The organism is Labrys sp. F242 (assembly GCF_057813875.1).
Genome location: NZ_JBVASG010000004.1, coordinates 647,849 through 662,717 on the forward strand (window position 1 = coordinate 647,849; position 14,869 = coordinate 662,717).

Consider the following 14,869-nt stretch of genomic DNA (forward strand, 5'->3'; position numbering starts at 1 on the left):
GCAGAGTTTCTTAATATTGTCCGCGAACGGGCAATATTAAGAAACTCTGCTTACGGGGAGGAAATGGGATGGAGGCTGGCACCCAGAAGGCTGGTTCGCCCGAACTGGCCGAGAACCGCTTTCATCGCGGCACCAACCAGAGTGGTATGCGCGACCACAACGAGCGTATCGTGCTCTCGCTCGTTCGCGAGCACGGCGCCCTGGCCAAATCCGACATCGCCCGCATGACCAGCCTGTCACTGCAGACCGTTTCGGTGATCATGCGGGAACTGGAAGAAGCAGGCTTGCTGACGCGCCAGGAGCCGGTGCGCGGACGCATCGGCCAGCCCTCGATCCCCATGGCGCTCAATCCGGAAGGCGCCTATTTCCTCGGCCTGAAGATCGGCCGGCGCAGCGCCGATCTGGTGCTGATCGATTTCCTGGGCAATGTGCGCGCGATGCTGCACAAGTCCTACCACTACCCTGCTCCGGGCGAGACGATTGGCTTTGCGCTCGAAGGCATCGCGTCCATCAGGGCAACGCTCAGTCCTGCCGCGAACAAACGCATCGCGGGGCTCGGCATCGCCATGCCGTTCGAGCTGTGGAACTGGGCCGATGCGGCCGGTGCCCCGCCCGCCGTGATGGACGAATGGCGCGATCGCAGCATCCAGGCCGACCTCCAGTCGAATTGCGATTTTCCGGTCTATCTGGAGAATGACGCCACCGCAGCCTGTGGGGCCGAACTCGTCTTCGGTCAGTTCGCAGGCGTGCGTGACTTCGTCTATTTCTATATCGGCGCCTTTGCCGGAGGGGGTATCGTGTTGAACGGCCGCCTGTTCGGCGGCCAGACCGGCAATGCCGGCGCGCTCGGCTCCATGCCTGTCCCCGGCCCTGACGGCAGGCCGACCCAGCTTATCGACGTCGCCTCCATCGCCATGCTGGAAAAGGCGTTGAAGGAACGCGGCATCGAAGCCGCGCATCTATGGACATCGCCCGAGGTATGGGGCGATCTGGGTGAGGAAGTCGAGCTCTGGATCCGCAAGGCGGCCGACGCCCTGGCGTACGCCATCGTCTCGTCCTGTGCCGTGATCGATTTCGAGGCAGCCGTCATCGATGGCTGGATGCCGTCCGATGTCAGGGCGCGCCTGGTCGACGCCGTGCGCGAGGCATTCGGCAGAATCGACGTTGAGGGACTTAGAACGCCCCATGTGCGCGAGGGAACCGTGGGCATTCATGCCCGCGCGCTCGGCGGCGCCAGCCTGCCTTTATCGGCGCGCTTTCTCGTGCTCGCGGACAGCTCCAAAGAGAACAACACCGTCAAGAACGGCGATCTTCACGGCCGCTAGGGCATCGCAAATGGTGCCTTGAGCCCTTTCGCCTATACGGCACAAGATTTCATTCATGAATTGAAAAATATGCAATAACATATTGTTACTGCAAGATTTTTTTCAGTAAATTAAACCTATTTTGACACGACGGCCCAGGTCTGCCCCCGCCCATGCACGCTATCCGCCTGCGACGGCGAGGCTTGGCCTCGCGGTGTCCAATTCAAGCAAGACATGCGGCTCTGGCGACGGATATTCCGGAAGAGACGAAGATAAGCATCTTGTCTGACGATAGAAATGACGCCACTATTCGCGTCCTGTTCAAAATAATCATAATTTTCAAAAGTGTACCGCATAGAAAAATAAGGTCATTGATATGCTTCGTAGCCTGACCATCTTTCTAAGCTCCGTCGCGTTGGTCGCTTGGGTTCCACCTGCTCTTGCGGAAATCTCATCGGGTGTACGGCAACAGACCCACAATATCCGCGGTTTGCAGCAACCTGCCACAATGATCCTCGATCACTGGGGTATCGCGCATCTCTATACCGCCAACCGGCGCGATGCCTTCTTCATGCAAGGCTACAATGCCGCGCGCGACCGCCTGTGGCAGATTGATCTGTGGCGCAAGCGCGGCCTTGGTCTTCTGGCCAGGGATTTCGGTTCGAGCTATGTCGAGCAGGACCGTGCGGCACGCCTGTTCCTCTATCGCGGCGACATGGGCAAGGAATGGCAGTCCTACGGGCCGCATGCGAAAGACTACGCGGACGCCTTCGTTGCCGGCGTCAACGCCTATGTCCAGGAAACGCGGGAGGGTGCGCAGCCGCTACCCGAGGAGTTCAAGATCGCCGGCTCGCGTCCCGATCTGTGGAATGCGGACGATATCGTGCGTATCCGCAGTCACGGTCTGACGCGCAATGTCGAGCTCGAAGTGCAGCGCGCACAAATTGCCTGCGCTGCCGGGCTCCAGGCCGACAGGCTCCAGGCTCAATTCGAACCCGCCTGGACGACGAAGCTTCCCGATGGCCTCGATCCCTGTTCAATTCCACGGGATGTGCTCAAGGACTACACGCTTGCGACCGATCCGGTGAAGTTCGGGGCGGGCAAGAAGGCGGCGCAGGCCTATGATCCTGACACCCTCCTTGCCCAGGCGCAGACCAAGGTCGAGACGATCGGCTCCAACAATTGGGTCGTCTCCGGCAAGCGCACGGCAACCAGGCGCCCGATCCTGGCCAATGATCCGCATCGCGACCATAGCGTGCCGTCCCTGCGCTATATCGTTCACCTCGTCGCGCCGGGCATGAATGTGATCGGCGCCGGCGAACCGGCGCTGCCCGGCATTTCGATCGGCCATAATGGCCGCATCGCTTTCGGCCTGACGATCTTCGGCATGGATCAGGAAGATCTCTATGTCGAGGCACTCAATCCGAGCAATCCCGATCAGGTCAAGTTCGGCACGGACTGGGAACCGATCCGGATCGTGCGCGAAAAGGTCGAGGTCAAGGGCGCCGAGCCACAAGAGATCGAGATGCGCTTCACCCGGCACGGGCCGGTTCTAGCCACCGATGCCAAGCGCAATCTGGCTTTTACCATTCGCTCCGTCTGGTTCGAGCCGGGAACCTCGGCCTATTTCGGCTCGTCCGACTACATGACGGCGAAGACCTGGCCTGAATTCCAGGCTGCGATGAAGCGCTGGGGCGCGCCCTCGGAAAACCAGATCTATGCCGATACCAAGGGCAATATCGGCTGGCAGCCGGGTGGGATGGCGCCGCGCCGCCTTAGCTATGACGGTCTGCTGCCGGTGCCGGGCGACGGGCGCTATGAATGGCAGGGCTTTTTGCGCCTGGATGAATTGCCGAGCGTCTTCAATCCGAAGACCGGCTATTTCGCCACCGCCAACCAGATGAACCTGCCGCCCGACTATCCGGTCGCGCAGCGCCGCATCGGCTTCGATTCCTGGGCCAATCCCGCCCGCTGGGACCGCATCGTCGAGGTACTGCAGGACAAGAAGAAATTCAGCCTCGCCGACGCAATGGCCTTGCAGAACGACGACACCACCATGCTTGGCCGGCGCCTGATCGCGCTTCTCAAGCCGCTGCAATCCGATGATCCCCAGATAGGCAAGGGGCTGCAGCTCTTGCGTGGTTGGAATGCGCGCGATGACCGCGACAGCGCGGCCGCCGCCCTGTTCGAGGTGTGGATCAGCAAGCATATCGGTCCGGCGCTGGTGAACGCCACCGTACCGGAGGCGGCTCGCTCCCTCATTCCCAAGCCGAGCGTCGGCGCGATGTTCGAGCTTCTGGAGAAACCGGATGCCTCGCTCGGCACCGATCCGGCCGCGGCACGCGACAAGCTGCTGCTGCGGAGCATCGGCGCGGCGGTCGCGGAGGTTTCCAAGCTTCTCGGCGAGGAGGCCGGCCAATGGCGCTGGGGGCGGCTGCACCATGCCCAATTCGATCACGCGCTCACGTCGCTTGCCGACCCCTCGACCCAGGCGCAAATGCGTGTGGGCCCGCTCGAGCTCGGAGGTGCCAGCAACGTGCCCCATGCCACGAGCTATCGCAGCTCGGACTTTCGCCTGACCTCTGGCGCTTCCTTCCGCATGGTGCTGGATGTCGGCAATTGGGATGCCAGCCGCGTCATCAACGCGCCCGGACAATCGGGAAATCCCTTCAGCCCCCATTATCGCGATCTCGCGCCGCTCTGGGCCGATGGACAATATGTGCCCCTGCTCTATTCTAAGCCAGCGGTCGAAAATGCGGCGAGCGAAATCGTGACCTACGCGCCCGCGCATTAAGTGGCTCGGAAAATACCCGTTGTGGCATGAGGCAGCCGTCGCTCTGGCAAGCGCGGCTGCCTATTCCTCGGAAGACAGGAAAGCTCGCGTCGCAACGGCCGATACCTTCTGCCGCAACCTCACCTTGTTCCCCTCGACCGCGGACACCTGGGATATGTCGATGAAAGGCTCCCGGGGATCCAGGATATCCTCGCTGCTCAACTTGATCGAGGAGCCTTCCACGCTTTCTACAATGCCGACATGTTGATCATTGGCGTCAACGACTTCCATATTTTCGCGGATATCCATCATGGCCGTTCCCTCTCGTGTAATCGAGAATCTAACTGCCCAGCGGATATGGAGTTCCTCAAGGCATCCCGAGGGACGAGGCTGGTTGGGTTTGTCGCTACCCGTCACACCACGGTGATTGGCAAGCCTTCGCGTCGCTCAGGCCATCGAGGTTGGCCACAGCTCCGGTCGGCGGCATGAAACAATCCGCGCCGAAGCTTGTTCTTCTTCAGGAATGATCCCTCGCGGACATGCCGAGAGCACGCCGTCCCGTCGGCGCACATCGTCTCATTCGCCCGGCGCGACCGCGCCGACAAGGGCGGGAGAGCCGATAGGGAGGACTGGAATGAGCTGGGTAGGCAGATGGAAGAACCAATACGGATCGATCCTCACCATTACCGATGATGCGGAAGGCAGGATCACCGGCACTTTCAAGACGGCGCTCCTCGAAAGCGGCTTCTACGGCACGGAGATCGCCGTCTCGGGCCTTCATCTCGGACATTGCATCAGTTTTGCCTTCACGGCCTCGACCGCTGGCGGAGATTTGCTTTGTTCCTATAGCGGATTGTCGCGCGGCGACCGCCTCAACACGGTCTGGCATGTCATCTCCGATGGTCAGCTCGATCCGGACGCCCGCATCACCGAGCGCCCTTGGCCCCACGCGGTGACGACAAACGCCGATATCTTCGTGCGGGAGACATAGAAAGAGCCTCCCGGCGTTCAGACATGAACGTGCCTTGCCTCAGGAGAAAGCCCCATGGTTTCTCGCCCGTTCTGGAAAGGCTACCTCAAACTCTCGCTGGTCACCTGCCCGGTGGCGCTGACGCCGGCGACGTCGGAGAGCGAGAAAGTCCGGTTCCATACGCTCAACCGCGCGACCGGCAATCGTATCGTCAGTCAATATGTCGATGCGGTCACTGGGAAGCACGTCGAGGAGGACGACGAGGTCAAGGGCTATCAGCGCGGCGAGGATGACTATGTCATGCTCGAGGAAGACGAGATCGAGGCCGTCGCTCTGGAGAGCACCCGTACCATCGACATCGAACTCTTCGCGCCGCAGGAGGACATTGAATGGATCTGGCTCGACAAACCGCATTATCTGACGCCGGACGATCCTGTCGGGGAGGAAGCTTTCGCGGTCATCCGGGACGCCATGGCGACGACGCAGATGGTCGGCATTGCCCGCCTGGTGATGTATCGGCGGGAGCGTGCGGTAATGCTGGAGCCCCGCGGCAAGGGCATCGTCGTGTGGACCCTGCGTTTCGGCGACGAGGTCCGTGACCCCGGCACCTATTTCGACAAGCTCGGCAATATCAGTCCCGATCAGGCCGCGCTGCAGCTCATGCAAAAATTGATCGATGGGCGCACGAAATCCTGGAGCCCGGAGATGGTCCGCGATCCCGTGCAGGAGCGTCTTCTCGAAATTATCGCCACCAAGAAGAAAGGGCGGCGTCGGTCCGCGGCCCAGCCCAAGACCGAAGTGCCCGGCAAGGTGGTCAGCATCATGGATGCCCTGCGCCGGAGCCTGGCGCGCGAGGCACGACGCTGATCTCCGTACCGCCCTCTCTCAAGCTGTTTTGCGCACCGTCCGGGCTTCGAGGGGCACGGCCGCCTCGAGGAAATGCGCCCAGGGATCGGCGGCAAGGGCCGATAGCCGCGTCGGCGTGTTCGTCACGGTGAAATAGGCCGGCCCGATCGCGGGCGCCAGTTCCTCCCAGGCGAGCGGCATGGAAACGGCGGCACCCGGCCGCGCTCGCGTCGAATAGGGCGCAACCGCCGTTGAGCCGCGCTGATTGCGCAGATAATCGATCAGGATCTTGCCGTGGCGTTTTGCCTTGGCGATGGTTGAGACGAAGCGATCCGGACTGTCGGCGGCCATGGCATCGGCCATGGCCTTGGTGAAAGCCTTGACCTTCGGCCAGTTGGCTTTCGGCTTCAAGGGAGCGACTACATGCAGCCCCTTGCCACCCGACGTCTTCACGAAAGCAGTTAACCCGGCCTGTTCCAGCCGCTCCTTCACCTGTTCGGCGGCTGCGATGACCTCGCCCCACGCGACATCGTCACCGGGATCGAGATCCATTGTGATCATATCGGGCCGCTCCCAATCGGCGAGCGTCGATCCCCACGGGTGGATCTCCAGGACGGCAGCCTGGACCAGGCCGATCAGGCCGTCGAGGTCCTCGATCGCGATCAGGGGCTCGCCATCCCGGTCCTTGGGGTCGCTCACCTGAAGAATGTGCTCGTTCACGCCCTTCCAGGCGTGCTTTTGGAAGAAGCGAGGTCCCTCGATGCCATCGGGACAACGCAGCAGGGCCAGCGGTCGGCCGACGACGAAGGGGGCCATGGCGCGCCACACCTCGGCATAGTAATCGGCAAGCCCTTCCTTCGTCACGCCTTCCTGCGGCCAATAGAGCCGGTCGGGATGGGTGAGCTTCACGGTTCGGCGCGGTGCTGCAGCCATGGTTCCTGCCTTTTTCCTGGTCTCCCTGACGACCTCTTTTGCCGGCTTGTCCTCGCGAAGACCGCGAAAGGCAGCATGGCGCAGATGACGATCGGCCGTCCAGGCCCGGAATTCCACCTCGGCCACCAAGTCCGGGCGCGTGAAACGCACCTCCCGCCCTTCCTCGGCGGTGAGCGGGCGGGCAAACGGGTTCTGCTTGACGCGCATGCCCTCCAGGCGCCCGAACAGAGCTTCGGCGACCGAACGGGTGAATCCGGTGCCGACCCGGCCGACCGGCTCCAGGCCCCCGTCTTCATAGACGCCGAGGACGAGCGATCCGATCGCCTTTCGGGATATCGTCGATGGCACATAGCCGGCGACCACGAACTCCTGGCGCGCCGAGCATTTGGACTTGACCCAGCTCCTGCCGCGCCCGGATTGGTAGGGGGCTGTGCGAAGCTTGGAGACGATGCCTTCGAGGCTCAGCCGGCAGGCGTGACGCAGGACCATGGCGCCGCTCGCCTCGAAGTGATCGGAAAAGCGGATCTCCGCCCCGGCATCGGCGAGCAGTTCCTGCAAAAGCATCTTGCGCCGGACGAGCGGCAAGGCCCGGAGGTCATAGCCGTCAAGATGGATGAGATCGAAGCCATAATAGACGAAGCGGTCGGAGCGACCCTCGCTCAGATCGGCCTGCAGAGAGGAAAAATCAGAGGCTCCTGTGCCGGCCTCGACCACCAACTCGCCATCGAGCAGCGCCGAGCCTATCGGCAGGGCCTGCAATGCTGCCGGCACCCGCTTGCCGAACTTTCCGGTCCAATCGAGACCGCTGCGGGTCAGGAGCTTGACCCGCCCTGCCTCGATGCGCGCCTGCAGGCGATAGCCATCGAATTTGATCTCGTGGATCCAATCGGGACCGGTCGGCGCCTTGGCAACGAGCGTCGCGAGCGTCGGCTCGACAAAATCCGGCATCGGCGTCCTCTTTGCCCCCTTGATCGAGGCCGGATCGGAGACGGTGCCGGGCTTGTGTCGACCTGCTGGTTGCCGGGTCCGCCTGGCCTTGGGAGCAATCCTGCCCGTCTTGGATGACCAGCCCGGTTCTTCGCCCGCAATCTCGGCGACATCGCGGCCCGTCTTCACCGATTCCGGCCGTTCCTCCAGAATGTCGGGGGCGTCCGGCGGACGAGCGGCCTCGTCCTCTGCCTTGATCAGTAGCCAGTTCTCGCGCTTTTCGCGTGGCTTGCCGCGCATCCGGATCAGATGCCAGCGGCCGGCAAGCTTTTCGCCCTTCAGCTCGAATTCCAGATGCCCCTTGTCATAGCCCCGATGCGCATCCCCGATCGACTGCCAAGTGCCCCGATCCCACAGGACCACGGTGCCGCCGCCATATTCCCCCTTGGGGATGGTTCCCTCGAAATCTCCATAGTCGAGCGGATGGTCCTCGACATGCACGGCAAGGCGCTTTTCGCCGGGGACCAGGCTGGGTCCCTTGGTTACCGCCCAGCTTTTGAGCACGCCGTCCATCTCGAGCCGGAAATCATAATGCAGCCGCCTGGCGTCGTGCTTCTGGATCACGAAGCTGTTGCCGCGCCTGCGACCGGCTCGTCCCTTGGGTTCGGGGGTCACCTTGAAATCGCGTTTGTGGTGATAGGGTTCGAGCGCGCTCATCTCAGCCCGCCTTGCGCCGAGTCTTATGCGCAGTCGTCTTGCGCGTGGTCGTCTTGCGAGCGGCCTTGGGGGGCGCCGAGGATCGCCGCGCCGGTTTGATGCCAGTCACCCCCGCGCTTTCGCGCAAGACCGCCATCAGATCAACCACCTTTTCGCGGGCAGGCTCCTTGCGGACCGGAACCGGCTTTCCTGCGATCTTGGCCTTGACCAGATCGGCGAGGGCCTGTTCATAGCGATCCTCGAATTGCGATGGATCGAATGCGCCGGACTTGGTTTGGATGATGTGCTTGGCCAGATCCAGCATCTCGCCTTCGATGGTGAGGTCCGGAACGTCATCGAAGACCTCCTCGGCCGGGCGCACCTCATAGTCGAAATTGAGCGTGGTCGCGATCAGCCCCGGCCCATGCGCCCGAATCAGCACCGTCCGGACCCGCCGGAACAGTACGGTTCGGGCCAGCGCCGCGACCTCGCCGGCGCTCATGCCATCGCGGATCACCGCATAGACTTCCTCGGCCTCCCCATTGGCCGGCGCGAGATAATAGGGGTTGTCGAAATAGACATCGTCGATCTCCCTGCATGGCACGAAGGCGTCGACGGCCAGAGTCTTGTCGCTTTCCGGCACGGCGGATGCGACTTCCTCCGGCTCCAGTGCGACATAGTCGCCTGGTGTTGTCTCATAGCCTTTGACCTGCTCTTCCCGAGGCACGGTCTTGCCAGTCTCGCCATCGATGAAGACACGATGGACGCGATGGCCGTTTGCACGGTTGAGCGTGTGAAATACTATGCGATCGGAAGCCGATGCGGCCGTGTAGAGCGCAACCGGACAAGCAACCTCCGCAATTTTCAGGAATCCCTTCCAGTTCGCTCGTGGCGCCATAGATCTACCTCCAGGCTCGACGATGACCGCCGCGAGAGCTCTGGCGACGACACCCGCGACTATTCCTCAAACCGAGCGTCGGTGCGATTGTTCCTGCGCTCCGTCGTTGTCGGCCTTGCCGTCCGATGGCGTCGGAACGAAAGGGCCCAATCCTATCGGAGATATGCCCAGGCCAGATAAGCAACGAGGCAGGCCAGGGCAGCGCCAACCGTTCCCACCACCAGCACATAAAGGACCCGCCAGCCCGCTGGCCCCTGCCGAACGGTATCGGCTGTAATGTTTTGCGTATCCCGCCCATCGCGCGGGGCCGGCTGGACATTGTCCTTTTCGATCGTAGGGGTCATGTCAGCCTCCTTCTCTCGATCTGCTTGTCGCCCCCAAACCCTTTTCCTGCCGATACGTTCCTCAAGGGCGGAGACTGCCTGCCTGCGCCAACCGGTCATGGCGCGCTCCGCCCGGAACCATCCGACCCTACCCGGGTTGTTAATCAGGAGATGTGATATGGACACCCAACCCTGGAGCCGCCCGGTCCAGCTCGGAGCCGACAGCGGAAACGTCAGGATTCTGACTTCCACCGAAGAGGCATCCTATTATTTGCAGAACGAATGGTCTGCTGATATCGGGCCGAAATTCATCGAAGCGCAGCGGACTTGTCTGGATGTTCTGGCCGGGATCGGGGGGCCCGACGATGCGCGAGCCGCCTTCCTCGAAGCCTGCAAGGAAGCCGAAATTCCCGTGATGCCTTGAAATTCCCGTGATGCCTTGAGAAGGCATGCATGACGGCTACCCTGCCCGCTCCCCGGGAGTCGCCCGACAGGAGGCCTGCCAACACGGTGCCGCTACAAGCTTGTAACGGTTGGCTGGCGAGGCGCTCCGACTTCTACCAGGAACGCGGATATTGCGGCAGGCCGAGCGTGCGTGACTAGCTCGCTTGCCTATAATCCTCCTCGCCCATTTCAAAGGTCAGGCGGGCCCTCGCCCGGTTGAGCCTGCTTTTGACCGTGCCCACGGCACAGCCGCAGATCTGCGCCGCGTTCTCATAAGATTCGCCCAGGATCACGATGAGGGCGATGATCTCCTTGTATTTGTCGGGCAGGTTCTGGAACGCTCGGCCGACTTCACCCATCCTGACGTTCCATTCCTGTTCGCCCGACGGCACCGCACTATCGAACAGCGTGTCGTCGCCGCGCAGCACCTCACGGCTCCTCTTCTTGGCCTTTGTGCAATAGCTGTTGCGCATGATCGTGAAGAGCCAGGACTTCAACCGGGTTCCCGGTTCGAATTGATCGATATTGGCGAGAGCCTTGAGAAGCGTTTCCTGAACCAGGTCGTCGGCATCGGTGGGTTCCTGACAGAAGGTGCGTGCAAAAGCGCGCAAGGCAGGGATCAGCTTTACTATGTCGGTCCGCTCAGTGTTCTCGGTCACATGAATATCCGGCAAGGAAAATCCCCTTCCTTTGGCGGCTGAGATGGTGTGGTGTGCTAATTCAACGCAGGGAGCGCGAAGGTTGTTCCGCCCCTAAGCGATAAACCTCAACACCTTCATTCGAGTCGCCGCAGCCCGCCGTCCTTCATCTTCGATACCCGCGTCGTCCCGATTGCTGCCGCTCGTTCCTTTGGATAGCGCACTTGGAACAGCATGTGCCGGTGCCGGTTTGATCAAAAATGGGTTTGGACCGCGTGGGGGAGATCGGCATGCGCCGTGCAGATGTCCGCATCGGCATATCGGGTTGGAACTACCCGCCCTGGCGCGGCAAATTCTATCCCGAAGGACTGCCGCACAGGAGCGAACTCGCCTATGCCAGCAGTGTTTTCAAGACGATAGAGGTCAACAGCACTTTCTATCGTCTGCAGACGCCGACGACCTTCGCGCGATGGTTCGAGCAGACCCCCGATGATTTCGTCTTCGCCGTCAAGGCCCCGCGCTTCATCACCCACGTCAAGCGGCTGCGCGAGATTTCGGCGCCGCTCGCCAATTTCTTCGCTTCCGGCGTATTACGCCTGGAGCACAAGCTGGGCCCGATCCTGTGGCAGCTGCCGCCCAGTTTCCGGTTCGATGCGGATCTACTCGCGGATTTCCTGAAGCAACTGCCTCGCGATACCGCCGCCGCCGTGCATGCCGCCAGGAAGCATGACGACAAACTCCGCACCGAACCGTGGCTGAAGACGCCGAGAGAGCAGCCGATACGACATGCTCTCGAAATCCGACACGAGAGCTTCCTCGTCAGCGATTTCATCACACTGCTGCGCGAGCACGATGTGACCCTCGTCTGCGCTGACAGTGTCGACTGGCCGCTTGTCATGGATGTCACGTCGAAATTCATCTATTGCCGGCTGCATGGATCAAAGGAACTCTATCGCAGCGCTTACGATGCTGAGGCGATCGATCTCTGGGCAAGACGGGTAAAGGCGTGGGCCCTGGGCAGGACACCGGTCGAAAGCCGGCTGGTGGGACAGCCCGAGGACATATCGCGACGGCGCGACGTTTTCGTCTTCTTCGACAATACCGACAAGCTGCAGGCACCACATGATGCCCAGACCTTGATGGAGCGGCTCCAACGTTTTACGATTCAAGCAAAGAGTTAGACCTATTGTGCCGATTGAGGCGCTACGCGCCGCCGTGGCCGCGATTCCCCCGAAATCAAGCGCGCCCCGGACCACGCGAACGGTGATCCGGGGCGCTTGTTTTATTGCCAGTTCCGGCTGGCGTACCAGGAATCGATCTCCGAGCGGACCTTGTCCTTGGTGAGACCATAGCGCTCCTGAAGCTTGCCCTCGAGCTGCTCACGCTGACCCGCAATGACATCCAGGTCGTCGTCGGTGAGCTTGCCCCATTGCTCCTTCACCTGACCCTTGAGCTGCTTCCAGTTTCCTTCCACGCGATTCCAATCCATGTCGTCCTCCTGTTTCGAGACCGCTACCAAACTCGCCAGGAGCCGAAATGTTCTGAAGCCCATTCATGTCGTGCGGCGGCTATTGAAAGCGGGGGGATCGCTGGCGGGAAAGGATGCGTCCGCCGCCTCATCCACTTCATCCCACTGCCCAGGAGGATAGCGCATCGCCTCAGTCCCGGCATGGCGCTCCCCGCCCAATCCGCGCTTGGACTTCTCGTCCAAGATTGCTTCCCGGGCCATACGGGCGTCGAGTTCCACCCGTAGACGCCGATTTTCGTCGAGCAGCCTGACGATGGCGAATCCACCCGCAAGAGATACCAGTAGACGAAGGCGGGACATCGTATCCTCCCCAACCAGAAAGATTGCTGACTGGTCCGATATCGGCATCTGCAACAGGGCGAGCGTGCCGCGGAATGTCGATTTCAGCCAATCTTCACAAGGAATTCTCCAGATACCTGAATATGCCTTCAGAAATCTGTCAGTAATTATCATACATACACGGAACAATTTCCCAATCATGTGAGTTTCTACCCACCGATTGAAAGGAGATTAGCATGATTTACACAATTCTCCTCGTTATTCTTATACTTGCACTGCTTGGCGCCCTGCCAAGATGGCCTTATTCGACCGGCTGGGGATATTGGCCGAGTGGCGGCCTCGGCCTTGTCGTCGTCATTCTGCTCTTGCTGCTCCTGTTAGGTCGATTGTGATTCTATCGAGACTGGGACGACGGCGGTGCCCGCTTGCGTTTCGTGCCGCCTTCTTCCACGCTCCCTGGTTTGGGAGCCGATCTCTCTGCAGCCTGCCTGACGAGTGCGGGGGTAACGCCGCGCCGGATGGCATCAGCTGCCCTTCAGCATTTCGTTGTCCATCGCGACCAAGCGTGCGGATTTCGTGCCGAGACTCGGCCGCATAGGGCGCCATGCCGGTTCCGCCTTGTTTGGATCTCATGGTATCGCTCCTTTGAGCACAGCCATCCTTGCGGCAACCGTCTCGTGGACTACGCCACACATGGCTCGGTACACTCTCCCTAACCCTCGACAACCATAGGGGTTCCCTGGGCGGATAGCCTGATGTGTTCGCTGCGTTTGGAACCAGTCCCTTTTTGCGCCGTTGATCCGCTGCTAAAGCGTTTTGCGATTTGACCGGGTCACCTGGAATCGCAAAGACGCGTCGAAACAAAGAGTTAGAGTAAAAGTGCGGTTCGGAGAAATCGCACGTTGCTCTAGGAGGGAGCGATGCCAAGATTGAGGATCGTATCGCCCAATCAACTCGACCTTTGCCGGCGCCGCTGCGGGCGGGGGTTTTCATATCTCGATGCTCAGGGCCATCGGATCGCCGACAAGGCGGCCCTGGCGCGGTTTCGCGCCCTGGCCATTCCACCGGCCTATTCTCAGGTCCGCATCGCGTCCGACGAACGGGCGCATATCCAGGCGGTCGGTCGGGATGAAGCGGGACGGCTGCAATATCGCTATCATCCCGAGTGGGAACGCCGGCGGGAAAACCGCAAGGCCTTGAACATGGTAAAGCTGTTGCGCACGCTTCCCAGGATCCGGGCCGCTGTCCGCCGCGACCTCGCCTCTCCGAAGCTGGATCGGAACAAGGCCATCGCCTGCGCCGTCGCCCTGATCGACAGCACGCATATACGGGTCGGTGGCACCGCCTATGCGCGGGACAATGGCAGCCATGGCGCCGCCACCCTGCTCAAACGGCATCTCACTATCAAGGCGGGCCGGGTCGAACTGCGGTTTCGCGGCAAGGGCGGCAAGCCCATACGCTGCATGACGGACGATGCCGCCCTCGCCCGCGCCCTCGGCCGCCTGCGCGCCTTGTCGGGGCCGAGGCTGTTCCAGTTCGTAAGTGCGGACGGCGCCCTCCACCCCATCGAAGCAGGCGACATCAACGCCTATCTGCGCGACATTTCCGGCATCGACGTCACGGCCAAGGATCTGCGCCTGCTGGGCGCCAGCAAATGGGCCGTCCAGGAACTCGCCGCCCTGACGCCGGCTCTTAACATAACAGGCCGCAAACGGCAGATTGCCGCCGTCATACGCCAGGTATCATATCATCTCGTCAACACACCGGCGGTCGCCCGCAAGAGCTATGTCCCGGCCCTCATCCTCGACTCCTTCAAAACCGGCAAGCTGCGCGCAGCGTTCATGAAGGCCCGTTCGAGCAGCTATCGCCGCCGCGCGGAAGCGGCGCTGCATCTTCTGGCCACAAAAGAGCAGACCGTCTGATCGGATCGCTCGCGTCCGGACATGCGGGCCCTCCTCGATTTCCTCGACGATTTTCGCCATGTCGAGGCCATTCGGGAACCTGGCACGGCCGTATTGGTTTGGAGGACCAGCACAAAGGAGGCCCATCATGCCCCGTGGAGACAAGTCGAAATATACCGACAAGCAGGAACGCAAGGCCGACCATATCGCCGAGGGTTACGAGGCTCGCGGCGTATCCGAGAAGGAGGCCGAAAGGCGCGCCTGGGCCACCGTCAACAAGGATGTCAAGCGAAGCGAGGATTTGACCCCTTTGGCGAAGTGAGGAACTGACCCCCTTGTCATTGCGCTGCGGTTGAAGTGGCATCAAGCGCAGATCCGGCCTTCTGCAGAAGGCCGGATCTGCGCTTTT

The 14,869-nt window shown here is 61.4% G+C and carries 15 protein-coding genes and 1 pseudogene; 9 read left to right on the plus strand and 7 right to left on the minus strand.

Annotation, left to right across the window (positions count from 1 at the left end):
• Window positions 1-68: 68 nt before the first annotated feature.
• Together ACZYTC_RS26400 and ACZYTC_RS26405 are read left to right on the plus strand one after the other, a co-directional pair.
• Window positions 69-1,325: an ROK family transcriptional regulator gene (locus ACZYTC_RS26400; RefSeq protein WP_441770631.1), complete on the plus strand. Its 1,257-nt coding sequence runs from the start codon at window positions 69-71 to the stop codon at window positions 1,323-1,325.
• 487 nt (window positions 1,326-1,812) lie between these two features.
• Window positions 1,813-4,098, plus strand: coding sequence for a penicillin acylase family protein (locus tag ACZYTC_RS26405; RefSeq protein ID WP_488990917.1), 2,286 nt, complete (start codon window positions 1,813-1,815; stop codon window positions 4,096-4,098).
• 60 nt (window positions 4,099-4,158) lie between these two features.
• Here ACZYTC_RS26405 and ACZYTC_RS26410 read toward each other — a convergent pair whose 3' ends face one another.
• Window positions 4,159-4,389 (minus strand): DUF2171 domain-containing protein, encoded by a 231-nt coding sequence (locus ACZYTC_RS26410; RefSeq protein WP_434960632.1) that lies wholly within the window; start codon window positions 4,387-4,389, stop codon window positions 4,159-4,161.
• 322 nt (window positions 4,390-4,711) lie between these two features.
• Between ACZYTC_RS26410 and ACZYTC_RS26415 the strand changes: the two genes are divergently transcribed.
• Both ACZYTC_RS26415 and ku (ACZYTC_RS26420) read left to right on the plus strand, forming a co-directional pair.
• Window positions 4,712-5,068 (plus strand): avidin/streptavidin family protein, encoded by a 357-nt coding sequence (locus tag ACZYTC_RS26415; protein WP_434960631.1) that lies wholly within the window; start codon window positions 4,712-4,714, stop codon window positions 5,066-5,068.
• A 54-nt stretch (window positions 5,069-5,122) separates the two neighbouring features.
• On the plus strand, window positions 5,123-5,914 hold the full coding sequence (gene ku, locus ACZYTC_RS26420; protein ID WP_488990918.1) for a non-homologous end joining protein Ku: 792 nt from the start codon (window positions 5,123-5,125) through the stop codon (window positions 5,912-5,914).
• An 18-nt stretch (window positions 5,915-5,932) separates the two neighbouring features.
• On the opposite strand, the gene ligD is transcribed toward ku (ACZYTC_RS26420), so the two are convergent.
• From ligD to ACZYTC_RS26435, 3 genes are all read right to left on the minus strand, one after another.
• On the minus strand, window positions 5,933-8,470 hold the full coding sequence (gene ligD / locus ACZYTC_RS26425) for a DNA ligase D (protein ID WP_488990919.1): 2,538 nt from the start codon (window positions 8,468-8,470) through the stop codon (window positions 5,933-5,935).
• Between the two features lies 1 nt (window position 8,471).
• Entirely contained in the window at window positions 8,472-9,347 is an 876-nt protein-coding gene (ku, locus tag ACZYTC_RS26430) for a non-homologous end joining protein Ku (protein ID WP_488990920.1), read from the minus strand.
• A gap of 152 nt (window positions 9,348-9,499) precedes the next feature.
• A complete protein-coding gene (locus ACZYTC_RS26435) occupies window positions 9,500-9,691 on the minus strand; it encodes a hypothetical protein (protein WP_434960627.1) in 192 nt (63 codons plus the stop codon).
• Window positions 9,692-9,848: 157 nt separating this feature from the next.
• Here ACZYTC_RS26435 and ACZYTC_RS26440 point away from each other — a divergent pair, with 157 nt between their 5' ends.
• Entirely contained in the window at window positions 9,849-10,094 is a 246-nt protein-coding gene (locus tag ACZYTC_RS26440) for a DUF982 domain-containing protein (RefSeq protein ID WP_434960626.1), read from the plus strand.
• 175 nt (window positions 10,095-10,269) lie between these two features.
• On the opposite strand, the gene ACZYTC_RS26445 is transcribed toward ACZYTC_RS26440, so the two are convergent.
• Complete coding sequence (locus ACZYTC_RS26445; RefSeq protein ID WP_434960625.1) at window positions 10,270-10,773, minus strand: sigma-70 family RNA polymerase sigma factor; 504 nt, start codon at window positions 10,771-10,773, stop codon at window positions 10,270-10,272.
• Between the two features lie 269 nt (window positions 10,774-11,042).
• Between ACZYTC_RS26445 and ACZYTC_RS26450 the strand changes: the two genes are divergently transcribed.
• Entirely contained in the window at window positions 11,043-11,933 is an 891-nt protein-coding gene (locus ACZYTC_RS26450; protein WP_434960624.1) for a DUF72 domain-containing protein, read from the plus strand.
• A 101-nt stretch (window positions 11,934-12,034) separates the two neighbouring features.
• On the opposite strand, the gene ACZYTC_RS26455 is transcribed toward ACZYTC_RS26450, so the two are convergent.
• Both ACZYTC_RS26455 and ACZYTC_RS26460 read right to left on the minus strand, forming a co-directional pair.
• The gene (locus tag ACZYTC_RS26455; RefSeq protein ID WP_434960623.1) at window positions 12,035-12,241 is read right to left on the minus strand and encodes a CsbD family protein; all 207 of its coding nucleotides are present in this window, start codon (window positions 12,239-12,241) and stop codon (window positions 12,035-12,037) included.
• A gap of 63 nt (window positions 12,242-12,304) precedes the next feature.
• Window positions 12,305-12,760, minus strand: a complete 456-nt coding sequence (locus ACZYTC_RS26460) for a hypothetical protein (protein ID WP_434960622.1) — start codon at window positions 12,758-12,760, stop codon at window positions 12,305-12,307.
• 35 nt (window positions 12,761-12,795) lie between these two features.
• Between ACZYTC_RS26460 and ACZYTC_RS26465 the strand changes: the two genes are divergently transcribed.
• The 3 genes and pseudogenes from ACZYTC_RS26465 to ACZYTC_RS26475 form a co-directional block, all read left to right on the plus strand.
• On the plus strand, window positions 12,796-12,951 hold the full coding sequence (locus tag ACZYTC_RS26465; protein ID WP_434960621.1) for a DUF3309 family protein: 156 nt from the start codon (window positions 12,796-12,798) through the stop codon (window positions 12,949-12,951).
• A 528-nt stretch (window positions 12,952-13,479) separates the two neighbouring features.
• Window positions 13,480-14,481: a DNA topoisomerase IB gene (locus tag ACZYTC_RS26470; RefSeq protein ID WP_441770623.1), complete on the plus strand. Its 1,002-nt coding sequence runs from the start codon at window positions 13,480-13,482 to the stop codon at window positions 14,479-14,481.
• 127 nt (window positions 14,482-14,608) lie between these two features.
• Window positions 14,609-14,743: pseudogene (locus ACZYTC_RS26475) on the plus strand (plasmid stabilization protein); the annotation flags it as partial.
• Window positions 14,744-14,869: the final 126 nt, after the last annotated feature.

What these genes read in the sequence shown, in the direction of transcription:
- ACZYTC_RS26400 (WP_441770631.1), top strand. Translation starts at nt 69, where the DNA reads ATGGAGGCTGGCACCCAGAAGGCTGGTTCGCCCGAACTGGCCGAGAAC.
- ACZYTC_RS26405 (WP_488990917.1), top strand. Translation starts at nt 1,813, where the DNA reads ATGATCCTCGATCACTGGGGTATCGCGCATCTCTATACCGCCAACCGG.
- ACZYTC_RS26410 (WP_434960632.1), bottom strand. Translation starts at nt 4,389, where the DNA reads ATGATGGATATCCGCGAAAATATGGAAGTCGTTGACGCCAATGATCAA.
- ACZYTC_RS26415 (WP_434960631.1), top strand. Translation starts at nt 4,712, where the DNA reads ATGAGCTGGGTAGGCAGATGGAAGAACCAATACGGATCGATCCTCACC.
- ku (WP_488990918.1), top strand. Translation starts at nt 5,123, where the DNA reads ATGGTTTCTCGCCCGTTCTGGAAAGGCTACCTCAAACTCTCGCTGGTC.
- ligD (WP_488990919.1), bottom strand. Translation starts at nt 8,470, where the DNA reads ATGAGCGCGCTCGAACCCTATCACCACAAACGCGATTTCAAGGTGACC.
- ku (WP_488990920.1), bottom strand. Translation starts at nt 9,347, where the DNA reads ATGGCGCCACGAGCGAACTGGAAGGGATTCCTGAAAATTGCGGAGGTT.
- ACZYTC_RS26435 (WP_434960627.1), bottom strand. Translation starts at nt 9,691, where the DNA reads ATGACCCCTACGATCGAAAAGGACAATGTCCAGCCGGCCCCGCGCGAT.
- ACZYTC_RS26440 (WP_434960626.1), top strand. Translation starts at nt 9,849, where the DNA reads ATGGACACCCAACCCTGGAGCCGCCCGGTCCAGCTCGGAGCCGACAGC.
- ACZYTC_RS26450 (WP_434960624.1), top strand. Translation starts at nt 11,043, where the DNA reads ATGCGCCGTGCAGATGTCCGCATCGGCATATCGGGTTGGAACTACCCG.
- ACZYTC_RS26455 (WP_434960623.1), bottom strand. Translation starts at nt 12,241, where the DNA reads ATGGATTGGAATCGCGTGGAAGGAAACTGGAAGCAGCTCAAGGGTCAG.
- ACZYTC_RS26460 (WP_434960622.1), bottom strand. Translation starts at nt 12,760, where the DNA reads ATGATTGGGAAATTGTTCCGTGTATGTATGATAATTACTGACAGATTT.
- ACZYTC_RS26465 (WP_434960621.1), top strand. Translation starts at nt 12,796, where the DNA reads ATGATTTACACAATTCTCCTCGTTATTCTTATACTTGCACTGCTTGGC.
- ACZYTC_RS26470 (WP_441770623.1), top strand. Translation starts at nt 13,480, where the DNA reads ATGCCAAGATTGAGGATCGTATCGCCCAATCAACTCGACCTTTGCCGG.